This is a genomic window from Gemmatimonadota bacterium, assembly GCA_026705765.1.
Taxonomy (GTDB): Bacteria; Latescibacterota; UBA2968; order UBA2968; family UBA2968; genus VXRD01.
On the sequence record JAPPAB010000080.1, the window covers coordinates 17392 to 28250 of the forward strand.

Consider the following 10859-nt stretch of genomic DNA (forward strand, 5'->3'; position numbering starts at 1 on the left):
AAAGGAGTAGCAGCTATGCAACACCTGCGTAGATCTATCGTTATAGGTACCCTGGCTCTGGTAGCCCTGAACTTTCCCGCCCCTATTTTCGGCCAGACCACAATCGGCATTGGGGGTGGTATGAGTCGGGCGTCTGCAAGTGGGAACTTTGATGGCGCAGATGTGGATACGCGAACCGGCATCAAACTCGGTGCTTCTGCGACTATCCCAATACAGGACAAATTCAGCCTTCGAATCGGTGGCGACTATGTGCAGAAGGGTTATGGTCTTAGTGCAGATTTAGAGGGTCTTAGTATCAGTGCAGATGTAAGTTTGGATTACATCGAATTTTCGGGCCTGGGTGTCGTCAACCTCACGCCACCCGAGAGCTCAGCTTCTGTGTATGTGCTCGCCGGACCGGTGATAGGGATCAATGTCAAGTGCGAAGCTGCAGGTGAGGATTGCGGTGATGATGGAGATGGACCCAATACCCTGGACCTTGGCATTACAGGAGGGATCGGTACTGAGATGGCGATGTCCGAAGGGATGACATTCTCAGTCGAGTTGCTGTACACTTTGGGGCTCCTGTCGATTGCTGAAGGAGAGGATGTTAAGAACCGAGCCATTTCTCTCCAGGTCGGCGTCGGCTTTCCTATCGGAAAATAGTGCAGGAGAGGAGACATAGACCTGTGCCTTGTTGAGATGAGAAAGGTCCGTTTTGGAACATTCAAACCCAACTCTTTTTACCAATTTGCACAGGTCTTATTTTTTCTCAGGCACTCGATACCATTTATAGAATTATCAGTTTTTTTGAAACTTTATACGGGACAAAGCGTGAGAAACGGAACAGAGGCAGATGGCAAAAGTTGGCAGACAAGCCCTATCGCGCCTTTCCTACCATATCAGCAGCGTTGTCGCTGTTTTAGTATCCTTTCGGGAGGGAGTTTCCACGATCAATAATGTGAACGGTCTTTTTTAAGCTGTTGACAAACAAATATTTATGCAAATAGCTCGAGATTTGTAAGTCATTGAGACAAATCCTTACAAATCCGATTTGCAAAATTGTTCACACGGTTGGTCATGGCACTTTCTCTCAAATCCTTTCCCTTCGCGCTCGGCTTCACCAGTCTGCTGAGCCGAATATCCTCGTTTTACCCGCGGTCGCTTTCCTCTCAGACCAGCAGCTGTTCCCTTTCTCTGGATAGTTCTGAAAGCGATCGTGTAGCATCCTCTCTCGGTGTACCTCCCAATCACGCTGTTTTCCTTCAGATTTTCCGCATAGATATTCCAGGCATGTACCACATGGACTTGTCTCGTGATGACTCTACACGGGACAGGTCTATGCGGTATATCAGCGGTATTTCTGCGTGTATTGAATCCGATGTAACTCGGTGCATCGTGGCAAGAAGTGCATATCGATTTTGCTATCGTCATTGCGAAGTAATCCACAGGTGAACCTACCTGGACTCCTGCCTCCGCAGAAGTGACGGCAAGCGATATGAAATACGCCATGATGTAACTCAGAGTGTTTGCAAAGGATCTGATGCAGGCGATGTATTGCCCAATGCCCGATCCCTTTCACGGCAAAATTCAAGAATGCGGGGAATATATGGACAAGCAGAAAATTCTGATTGTAGATCATGAGCCACATGTAATCTCAGCACTTGAAAGATTCCTGAGAGACAAATCGTATGAAATATTCACTGCTGAAAATGGGCACAAAAGCCTTGAAATTTTGCACAAGGAGAAAATTGACCTGGCTGTGGTTGAGGCACAGGTAGAGGATATGGATGGGATAACACTGCTGACGCATGTGCAGGCAGAGAAAATTCAGACAGCTATACTGATCATGACGAGTTTGAGATCCGCAGAATTGGGCGAGCAACTGATCAAGGCCGGTGCCGTGAGTGTACTTGATAAACCCATAGCGAGAGATAGATTTTTGACCAAAGTAAAAAGATATATGCCATCACAGTATATGTGGAAAGACCGGTTGGAATCATTTCTGGAAGATAATTACAGCAACCCAGATCTGAAATTTGAAGACGTCATGCACTATTTCAGGTTCTCTAAGACCTATGGATATGAATTGTTCAAAAAATATTTTGACAAATCATTCAGGATGTGCCTGCGGAATGTGCGCCTGACAAAGGCTGAAGAAGCGTTGAAGCACACATCCGATTCCATTTCAGAAATTGCCTATCGGTGTGGTTTTACGTCCTTATCGACTTTTAGCAGGGTTTTCAAAGCGAAGTATGGAAATAACCCAACCACATATCGGAAATTCCATTTCAGAAACTACTTATCTATGTGGTTTTACGTCCTTATCGACTTTTAGCAGAGTTTTTATATGGAATATCCGACCCACATATCGCAAAAAAGTGGAAACTGGAACAAATTTTGAACATTAGGACAAATGTTACAACTTGATTCTCTCTAATTTGGAGCAATATATTTTCTATAATGCGAAAACAGATCGTTCAAAATCTGCTCGAACGGCTGGTGCCGTGAGTGTATTTGATAAACCAATAGAGAGAGACCAATTCTTGGCCAGAGTTAAGAGATATATGCTTTCACAAGATATGTGGAAGAACCGGTTGGAATCATTTCTGGAAGACAATTACACCAATCCAGACCTGAAATTTGAAGACGTCATGCACCATTTCAGGTTCTCTAAGACCTATGGATATGAATTGTTCAAAAAACATTTGGGAGAATCATTCAGGATGTGCCTGCGGAATGTGCGCCTGACAAAGGCTGAAGAAGCGTTGAAGCACACATCCGATTCCATTTCAGAAATTGCCTATCAGTGCGGCTTTGCGTACTTATCGACGTTTAGCAGGGTTTTCAAAGCGACGTATGGAGAAAGCCCAACGACATATCGCAGAAAATGGAAACTGGAACAAATTTCGAAACAGTAGGACAAATTCGCAGAGTTGACATCGCAAGCGCAAATAGGACTATAAGGAGGAGTAAGATGAAAAAATTACTGATCTCAGCAATGGCTGTGATATTCCTATCGGGTTGCATGATGACCCCGCAGCATCGAAGGGCTGTCCGGGATGATTCCGGCGATCGGATGACTGTCGGAAAGGTCCAAAAGGAAATAAGAGTTGGTATGAGCGGTGCCGAAGTCGCCCAGGTTCTCGGATCGCCAAACATCGTTTCAACAGATGAAGAACGGCGTGAAGTGTGGATATATGACAAAATCTCGACAGAAACAGCATACTCGACCAGTGAAGGCGGTATTGCGTCTCTCATCCTCATAAGCAGCATAGCCGATGTGTTTCTTGGGGGAGGTGGCGGAGCGTCGGGTTCATCCGGAGCCAGTTCAACATCTCAGAGAACCCTCACTGTAATCATAAAATTTGATGAAGATAAAAAGGTGAGAGACTTCGCGTATCACGCATCGCGGTTCTGAGGTAGGCACACTGAAAAAGAAAGAGCCGCTCTCTATAAAGCTTTGCGAGGAGATTAAGTATGATCATCCCTGGGAAAAGACATCCATTAATATGGCTTACTGTAATGGCACTGATTGTGGCAGGCTGTGGGAGTAGCTTGCCCAAACACGTCTTGAGACTAACACCAGATACATTGCAAAACAGGGTCTTACAAACGAGAAAATACGAAGGCATTTCAGAAACCGATCTTTTATCGGCATCTACTGGTGTGATTCAAGACCTGGGATTCATCATCAATGAAAGTGAGACAAATCTTGGATTTATCGTTGGCTCAAAAAACAGAGATGCACCTCCTGACGCAACACAGCGGACGGGGCAAGTGCTTGGTACAATAGCTCAGATTTTCTTGGCTGCTACTATTGCGGCTATTACACAGGACGAGGACGCTTTTGATCTGGTAGATATTCCGGCTGTTGATGACTACCAAAAGTTATGGGCGTCTGTTGTTATCCGTCCGACATCAGAAGATAACGATAAAACGCACTATGTCAGGGTGACATTCCAGCGGATTGTTTGGAATACCGACGACAAAATAGACAGAATGGAAAGCCTGGATGAGCCTGAAATGTATCAAAAATTCTTTGATCTTCTTTCAAAATCAGTCTTTCTGGAAGGGCAAAAAATATGAAACTCTCCGGGATATTAACGGCCGCGATTGCCGCATTAATGGCGTTTTCTGGCTGCACATCATCAAAAGAGCAATTGCTGAAGATGGATGAAAGCCAGGTCAAGCTGCGAAGCATGCAAACCCGTGCATTCGACACGACAGAAAAAGATAAAATGCTTAGAACTGTAATATCCACACTTCAGGATTTAGGCTATATCGTGAATGAAGCAAATGAAGTGATCGGAACGGTTAGTGCCCGAACGACTCACATCAGATATAGAGTGTTTAAAAAGATAGAATCTCCATTACTAATAACTGTTATTGTCCGTCCAAGGGGCGAAACCCAATTGTTGGTACGTGCGAACGCTCAGTACAACCAAAAGGCTGTTGAAGATCCAGCAGTATATCAAAATTTCTTCACTGTTTTGGAAAAATCAATTTTTCTCACTGCTCACGAGATTGATTAAACGACCATTGTGTCAGCCACAACACCGGTACGAGTAAAAACATCTCAAGGGACATAAAATATGGCAATTCCCAGGATATTGGCGGCTGTAATTGCCACCTCCATATTAATCGGGTTATCCGGATGTGCAACACCCAAAAAGCAATTGATGAAAATGGATACAAGTCAAGTCAAGTTGCGAGGTATGCAAACCCGTGTATTTGACACCACAGACGAAAAAAAGACGCTTAGAAGTGTAATATCCACCCTCCAGGATTTCGACTTTCTCATAGATGAAGCAAATAAAGTACTTGGAGTGGTTAGTGCCACAAGAATGACTGATTGGTTGCAAATAACCGTTACTGTTCGTCCAAAAAGTGAAACACAGGTATTTGTGCGTGCAAATATGGAATACAACCAAAAGGGTGTTGAAGATCCATCAGCATATCAAAAATTCTTCACGTATTTGGAAAAATCGATGTTTCTGACCGCTCACGAGGTTGATTAAACGACCATTGTATCGGCCTCATCGACGCCATACCCCATACCAGAGGAATAGAAATATGAAAATCTTCAGGATATTGACAACGGTGATTGCCGCACCTATAATAATTGGGTTGTCTGGAACTGGATCATTCTCAAAAGCAGAGCAATCGCCGAAGATAGAATTGCATGAAAGTCAACTGCAAATTCGAAGCATGCAAACCCGTGCATTCGATACCACAGATGAGAACAAGACGCTCAGAGCCATAATAGCCACACTTCAAGATTTCGGATTTGTCATAAAAAAAGCAGACGAAGCACTTGGCACAATTACTGCCAGAAGAATCGACAAATATTCACTGCAAATAACAGTTACTGTTCGTTCAAGGGGGGAAACGCAAGTGTTAGTGCGGATGAATGCGTACTACGGTCAGCCTGTTAAAGATCCAATAATATATCAGAATTTCTTCACATCTCTGGTAAAGTCAATGTTTCTGACCGCTCACGAGGTTAATTAAACGACCAAATCTCTCACCCTCGTGCTCGTCACGTCTTCCGCAGACCAATAGCCCTCCTTTCCTCTGGATAGTTCTACAGACAACCAGGCCTTCTCCCTTCCGATATTGAGTAAGATAAACCGATGAAAAAATTCATTCTTTATCCCACTTTTTTTATTCTCGTCCTCTTGTTATTCGTGCAGGATAGCCGCGCTCAAAACACCCTTGAGGGGCATACCAATGCAGTCGTATCCGTGGCATTTTCACACGATAGCACAATGCTCGTTTCCGGATCACGGGATGGCACGGTTGTGCTGTGGAACGTGACGACCAGACGCAATACCGACACCTTTGAAGGGCATACAGATGTAGTCAGTGCTGTAGCGTATGCCCCTGATGGGACACTACTCGCTTCCGGATCATCAATAGATGGCACAGTCAAGTTGTGGAATGTACAGGCGGGCACAAATATTGCCATCCTTGAGGATCAGACAGATGTGGTCAGTTCTGTAGCATTTACCTCAGACGGAATATTGCTTGCTTCCGGGTCCGTGAATGGCGCGATCCTCCTGTGGGACGTGGCGACGAAGAGTGCCACCACCCTTGAGGGACACAGGAATGCCGTTAGTTCTATGGCATTTTCGCAAGATGGAACGCTACTCGCTTCCGGATCAGCGAATGGTACAACCCTCCTGTGGGATGTGGTGACGGGCACAAATATCGCCACCTTTGAAGGGCATACGGATGATGTCTCATCTGTGGCGTTTTCGCAAGACGGCACGATCCTCGCTTCCGGGTCTGATGATAACACAGTCAAACTGTGGGACGTACAGGCGGGCACAAATATCACCACCCTTGAGGGACATACGGATGCCGTCAGTTCTGTAGCATTTTCGCAAGATGGAACAGTACTCTCCTCCGGATCAGTGGATGGCATGGTTGTGCTGTGGAACGTGGCAAAAAGAAAACAAATCACCACCCTTGAGGAAGATAAAAATGCGGTCCGTTCTGTGGCGTTTTCACCCAATGGGACGCTACTCGCTTCCGGGTCCGTGAATGGCAGGATCTGGCTTTGGAACGTATCTGAATGGACGCAGCCTCGCCCTGACATACTGAGAAAAATCTCCGGCGACAACCAGCAAGGCACGCCCAGAGCAATGTTGGCGAATCCCCTGATCGTCGAAGTACGAGATCAGAACGACAATCCCTTACCAGATGTGCAGGTCACGTTCAGAGTTATCGCTGGCGTGGGAAAACTCAGCGGACGATTCACGATTGAGTACGCAACAACCGATGCAAATGGCCGCGTAGAGAGAACGCTTACCCTCGGTCCCAATCCAGGGACAAATACCGTTGAAGTATCTATCGTCGGGCGTGACCCGGAGATATTTAATGCAATAAGCATTGGAACACCTGCTTTGCCGAGCCTGGACGGTGATTATCCAACCTGGCATGTACCCGACGGTGCAATCGCACGCCTGGGAAAAGGACCCATTGGTACAGGAGATAAGGCAGTCGCATTCTCGCCGAACGGTCAAAATCTCGCGGTGGCAAGTGGCATTGGCGTATGGCTTTACGATGTGGCGATCTCCCGTGAACTCATGCTATTACCCTCTGCGAGTGCCGTCAATTCTGTGGCGTTTTCAAGAGATGGGATGCAACTATCTTCCGGATCAGCAGATGGCACGGTTGCGCTGTGGAACATCGCGACGGGACAAAATACCGACACCTTTGAAGCGCATAGGGGCAATATCTCTCCCGTAGCATTTTCACAAAAAGGGACACTGACAGCATCCAGGTCGGTCGAATCAGTGGCATTTTCCCCCGATGGAACGCTGATAGCTTTTGGACGAAAGGATGGCACGGTTGTACTGTGGGATATTGCGACGGGAAACGCCACCACACTTGAAGGACATACAGATTGGGTCAGTTCTGTGTCGTTTTCCCACCAGGGGGTACTGGCTTCCGGATCTTTGGATAGAACGATCAAGCTGTGGAACGTACAGACAGGCTCAACGACCGACACCTTTGAGGCGCGTAGCGGCAATGTCTTGTCCGTAGCCTTTTCACCTGATGGTACAATACTCGCTTCTGGATTAGGAGATGGCACGGTTGTGCTGTGGGACATCGCGACAGAAAATGCCACCATCCTTGAAGGCCATACAGATGATGTCCGTTCTGTGTCCTTTTTGCCCGATGGAACAACACTATCTTCCGGATCTGATGATAATACGATCAAGCTGTGGGACATTGCGACGCGCACAAACACTGCCACCTTTGAAAGACATATAGCTAATGTCAGTTCTGTATCCCTATCTCGGGATGAGGATGAGAGACTACTACTGGCTTCCGGGTCAGTAGATGGCACCATCCTGCTGTGGGACATCGCAACAGAAAATACCACCACACTTGAAGGACATATACAGGCAGTCCGATCTGTCGCGTTCTCGCCCGATGAGGATGAAACACTACTGGCTTCCGGGTCAGTAGATGGCGCCATCCTCCTATGGGACACAGCGAGAAAAGAGCAGATTACCAGGCTTGAAGAACATTCGGGAGATGTCTTTTCTGTGTCGTTTTCACCAGATGGGAGGCTGATAGCTTCCGGGTCTCTGGATAGTACCATCCTCCTGTGGGACATTGCGACTGGAAACACCTCAACGCTTGAAGGACAGGCAGTCAGTTCTATCGCGTTCTCGCCCGATGGGACAATACTCGCTTCCGGATCTCTGGATGGCACCATCCTCCTGTGGGACATTGCGACTGGAAACACCTCAACGCTTGAAGGACAGGCAGTCAGTTCTATCGCGTTCTCGCCCGATGGGACAATACTCGCTTCCGGATCTCTGGATGGCACCATCCTCCTGTGGGACATTGCGACTGGAAACACCTCAACGCTTGAGGGACATACGCAGGTAGTCACTTCTATGGCATTCTCGCAGAATGAGGATGGGGAGCTACTACTCGCTTCCGGATCAATAGATGGCACAATTCTGCTGTGGGACGTAGCCACTCACGCAACAACCGCCACGCTTAAAGGACATACAGAAGCAGTCACTTCTGTATCCTTTTCACCCGATGGGACAATACTATCCTCCGGATCTCTGGATAACATGATCCTCCTGTGGGACGTAGCGAATGGAAACGCCACCCTTCTTGAAGGGCATACAGACAACGTCTTTTCCGTGGCGTTTTCCCCAGATGGAATGCTGCTATCTTCCGGATCAGAGGATGGCACAATCCTCCTGTGGGATATGTCGCCGTATATCACGCCTCAAACGCCCAATCCCGACTTTGATGGCGATGGAACAGTTGGCTTTGCCGACTTTTTGCTGTTCGTAGCCCTATTTGGATTAAGCCAGGACGATGAGGCATATCAAGCGCGGTATGATCTGGATCGGGATGGCACCATTGGGTTTGGTGATTTTCTGATCTTTGCCAGTGCCTTCGGTAAAGAAGGCTCCTCGAATTAACCACTGCTCTAATCGCGGACCAAGTTAGCCCTGAGTGGCAAAACTATCCATACATCATGAAACCTCCCGTTAAATTTCTCTCCTTCGTACTCGGCATCACCAGTCTGCTGAGCCTGATCTTCTTGATCTACCCCCGATCACTATCCCCACAGATCAGCAGCGTAGCCACAGAGACCGCTGCGCCACCTTCTCTCGACTTTGACGGCAGTGGGATTGTGGATTTTCCCGACTTTTTGATGTTTGTAAGCGCGTTTGGATCCGAGGAGGGTCAAGATAAGTACGATGCAAAATACGACCTCAATAGCGATGGTAAAATCGCTTTTGAAGACTTTCTAATTTTAACCGACAACTTCGGCAAAAACGTTGCAGCACAGAAACGTCCAACGCCACCAACGTCACCTATGCCACCGGGCCAGGGCACGCCCGGTGGAAGTCCCGATCTAATTGTCGAAACGCCTACAGTCAGCGATAGCAGCCCGGATGCAGGTGCATCCTTTACGCTGAGTGCGACTGTTCGCAATCAGGGCGGCAGTCGGTCTGAATCTACAACATTGCGCTATTATCTGTCAACTGATGCGACCATCACGACAGGTGATACAGAAGTAGATACGGACTATGTGAGTCGCCTTGATCCCTCTGCGATTAGCGATGAGTCCGCTCGGATAGAGGCACCATCGAGTGAGGGTACGTATTACTACGGTGCCTGTGTCGATGCGGTATCTGGCGAATCTGACACAGGTAACAACTGTTCCAGCGCGATCGCCATCACTGTTCTTGGCTCTGACTTAGTCGTCGAATCGCCTACAGTCAGCGAAAGTAGTCCGGGACCAGGCGCATCCTTCACGTTGAGTGCGACTGTTCGCAATCAGGGTGGCGGGCGGTCTGCCTCTACCACATTACGCTATTATCTGTCAACCGATGAGACCATCACAACAGGTGATTCAGAAATAGAGACCAGCTACGTGAGCCGCCTTGATCCTTCTGAAACCAGCGATAGGAGGGCTTATTTGGAAGCACCGTCAATTGAGGGTACGTATTACTACGGTGCCTGTGTCGATGCAGTCACTGGTGAATCTGACACAAGTAACAACTGCTCCAGCGCTGTCACTGTCACTGTTAGCGGTTCTGACTTAATCGTCGAATCGCCTACAGTCGATAGTAGCCCGGATGCAGGTGCATCCTTCAGGCTATATGCAACTGTTCGCAACCAGGGCGGCAGTCGGTCTGAATCTACGACATTGCGCTATTATCTGTCAACCGATGAGACCATCACGACAGGTGATACAGAAGTAGAGACGGATCATGTGACCCGCCTTGCCCCTTCCGAAACCAGCGAGGAATCTGCTCGCGTGACAGCCCCGTCAATTGAGGGCACGTATTACTACGGAGCCTGTGTCGATGCGGTATCTGGCGAATCTGACACAGGTAACAACTGCTCCAGCGCAATCGCCATCACTGTTAGCGGTTCTGACTTAGTCGTCGAATCGCCTGCAGTCAGCGAAAGTAGTCCGGGACCAGGCGCATCCTTCATATTGAGTGCCACTGTTCGCAATCAGGGTGGTGGTGCGGCTCCCTCTACGACATTGCGCTATTATCTATCAACCGATGCGACGATCACAACAGGTGATTCAGAAATAGAGACCAGCTACGTTAGCCCCCTTGATCCTTCCGAAACCAGCGATGAGAGGGCTTATTTGGAAGCACCATTGAGTGAAGGTACATACTACTACGGAGCTTGTGTCGAGACAGTCACTGGCGAATCCAACACAGGCAACAACTGTTCCAGCGCTGTCACCGTCACGGTTAGTGGTTCTGACCTGGTCGTTGATTCGCCTACAGTTAGCGAAAGTAACCCGAAAGCAGGTGCATCCTTCAGGCTATATGCAACTGTTCGCAACCAGGGCGGCAGTCGGT

At 47.9% G+C, this 10859-nt stretch carries 10 protein-coding genes; all 10 read left to right on the forward strand.

The genetic code is table 11. The features are described 5' to 3' along the window. Window positions 1–15: 15 nt before the first annotated feature. Window positions 16–645 carry an outer membrane beta-barrel protein gene (locus OXH16_10575; protein ID MCY3681834.1) on the forward strand — a complete coding sequence of 210 codons (630 nt, stop codon included), beginning with the start codon at window positions 16–18 and terminating at the stop codon, window positions 643–645. Between the two features lie 898 nt (window positions 646–1543). Next, window positions 1544–2317, forward strand: a complete 774-nt coding sequence (locus OXH16_10580; GenBank protein MCY3681835.1) for a response regulator — start codon at window positions 1544–1546, stop codon at window positions 2315–2317. 229 nt (window positions 2318–2546) lie between these two features. After that, on the forward strand, window positions 2547–2900 hold the full coding sequence (locus tag OXH16_10585) for a helix-turn-helix transcriptional regulator (GenBank protein MCY3681836.1): 354 nt from the start codon (window positions 2547–2549) through the stop codon (window positions 2898–2900). A gap of 56 nt (window positions 2901–2956) precedes the next feature. Next, complete coding sequence (locus OXH16_10590; GenBank protein ID MCY3681837.1) at window positions 2957–3400, forward strand: hypothetical protein; 444 nt, start codon at window positions 2957–2959, stop codon at window positions 3398–3400. A 59-nt stretch (window positions 3401–3459) separates the two neighbouring features. Next, a complete protein-coding gene (locus tag OXH16_10595) occupies window positions 3460–4068 on the forward strand; it encodes a hypothetical protein (GenBank protein ID MCY3681838.1) in 609 nt (202 codons plus the stop codon). Further along, window positions 4065–4514, forward strand: coding sequence for a hypothetical protein (locus OXH16_10600; GenBank protein ID MCY3681839.1), 450 nt, complete (start codon window positions 4065–4067; stop codon window positions 4512–4514). The genes OXH16_10595 and OXH16_10600 overlap by 4 nt, the downstream gene beginning before the upstream one ends. Window positions 4515–4574: 60 nt before the next feature. Beyond that, window positions 4575–5000: a hypothetical protein gene (locus OXH16_10605; protein MCY3681840.1), complete on the forward strand. Its 426-nt coding sequence runs from the start codon at window positions 4575–4577 to the stop codon at window positions 4998–5000. Between the two features lie 55 nt (window positions 5001–5055). Next, window positions 5056–5493, forward strand: coding sequence for a hypothetical protein (locus OXH16_10610; GenBank protein ID MCY3681841.1), 438 nt, complete (start codon window positions 5056–5058; stop codon window positions 5491–5493). Window positions 5494–5615: 122 nt separating this feature from the next. Next, entirely contained in the window at window positions 5616–8945 is a 3330-nt protein-coding gene (locus OXH16_10615; protein MCY3681842.1) for a hypothetical protein, read from the forward strand. Between the two features lie 56 nt (window positions 8946–9001). Then, a partial coding sequence (locus OXH16_10620) for a hypothetical protein (GenBank protein ID MCY3681843.1) occupies window positions 9002–10859 on the forward strand: 1858 nt, incomplete at its 3' end.